2 protein-coding genes and 1 pseudogene are annotated in these 1,166 nt (G+C 60.7%); all 3 read left to right on the top strand.

What is annotated here, in order from left to right:
- The coding region (locus tag EOA86_RS35580; protein WP_164892364.1) for a S49 family peptidase at positions 1-617 on the top strand (617 nt) is incomplete at its 5' end.
- A gap of 70 nt (positions 618-687) precedes the next feature.
- A complete protein-coding gene (locus EOA86_RS35575; RefSeq protein ID WP_127208667.1) occupies positions 688-972 on the top strand; it encodes an integration host factor subunit beta in 285 nt (94 codons plus the stop codon).
- A gap of 75 nt (positions 973-1,047) precedes the next feature.
- Positions 1,048-1,166, top strand: a pseudogene (locus tag EOA86_RS41005) (DUF1049 domain-containing protein); the annotation flags it as partial.

Genomic DNA, 1,166 nt, shown 5'->3' with positions numbered 1-1,166 from the left:
CGGTGGTGGCCGAGGTCGGCACGCTGGCCGCATCGGCGGGCTATATGATCGCCACCGCGGCCGATCATATTGTCGCGCGCAAATCGTCGATCGTCGGCTCGATAGGCGTGCTGATCCAGTATCCGGACGTCAGCGGCCTTATGGACAAGCTCGGCATCAAGCTCGAGGAAGTGAAATCCTCGCCGCTGAAAGCCTCGCCATCGCCTTTCAAGCCGACCAGTGACGACGAGCGCACCATGGTCCGCAAGCTCATCCTGGACAGCTACGACTGGTTCGTCGGCGTCGTCGCCGAGCGCCGCAACATGACCAAGCCGGAGGCGCTGGCCCTGGCCGACGGGTCGATCTTCACCGGCCGACAGGCTGTTGCCAACAAATTGATCGACGCGGTCGGCGGCGAGACCGAAGCGATCGATTGGCTCGCGACCAAGGGCGTCGACGCCAAGCTCAAGGTGGTGGAGTGGAAGGACGCGGAAAGCAGCGGCTTCCTGTTCTCGAAAGCGATGGCGCGAACCATCGGCAGTGCGCTCGGCCTGCCCGACTATGGCGGCGAGATCATTCACGAACTTGGTGCCGACCGCTTGTTTCTTGACGGTCTCGTTTCCGTCTGGCACCCTTGAGACGAGGGAAAAAAGCAAATAAAATCATCCTCATAATTTTGACTGCTGTGTTTTCACGGGGAGCCTTCTCATGATCAAATCCGAACTTGTGCAGATCATCGCCACACGCAACCCGCACCTTTTTCTGCGCGACGTCGAAAACATCGTCGGCGCGATTTTCGACGAGATCACCGACGCGCTTGCCGAAGGCAACCGGGTCGAGCTGCGCGGTTTCGGTGCTTTCTCGGTGAAAAACCGCCCCGCCCGCACTGGCCGCAACCCGCGCACCGGCGAATCCGTCGAGGTCGAGGAGAAATGGGTGCCGTTCTTCAAGACCGGCAAGGAATTGCGTGAAAGGCTGAACGGCAGCAAATAGGCGCCGCGCGAGCTCGTGCAGCATGCCGGCCTTTCAGTAGGCCTGCGGTAGAGCCCGCCTTCGACAGGAAATTCCATGTTCAATCGCCTCATGCTCATCGTGGTCTTCGTACCGCTGGCCGTCATTCTGATCGCGCTGGCGGTCGCCAATCGCGATCCGGTTGCCTTCACCCTGGATCCGTTCAACCCCGGCAA

This window comes from Mesorhizobium sp. M5C.F.Ca.IN.020.32.2.1, from assembly GCF_004023105.1.
GTDB lineage: Bacteria > Pseudomonadota > Alphaproteobacteria > Rhizobiales > Rhizobiaceae > Mesorhizobium > Mesorhizobium wenxiniae.
This window is presented reverse-complemented; position numbering and strand designations above follow the sequence as displayed.

Coding starts and splice junctions, on each gene's coding strand:
- EOA86_RS35575 (WP_127208667.1), top strand. CDS start 688: ATGATCAAATCCGAACTTGTGCAGATCATCGCCACACGCAACCCGCAC.